At 60.6% G+C, this 231-nt stretch carries 1 pseudogene; it reads right to left on the bottom strand.

Features of this window, described 5'->3' with window-relative positions:
- Positions 1–231, bottom strand: a pseudogene (locus ACTHTK_RS10350) (hydroxymethylbilane synthase); the annotation flags it as partial.

Raw genomic sequence — 231 nt, forward strand, 5'->3', positions numbered from 1 at the left:
TCAATACGTCGAGAAGGTCGGTGCGGTGTGCGGCGATTTCGATGCCCAACGCGCCTTGTCCTGCGGCGGGCAGGCTGTCGGCTTCGGAGAGGATCAGGCGGATGCGTTCGTCCAGTTCCAAACGCTGCAATCCGGCGGCGGCGAGGATGATGGCATCGTATTCGCCGTTGTCGAGTTTGGACAGGCGGGTTTGCACGTTGCCGCGCAGGGGTTTGATGACTAAATACGGAT

Source organism: Neisseria sp. P0006.S009 (genome assembly GCF_051962915.1).
Taxonomy (GTDB): Bacteria; Pseudomonadota; Gammaproteobacteria; order Burkholderiales; family Neisseriaceae; genus Neisseria; species Neisseria subflava_E.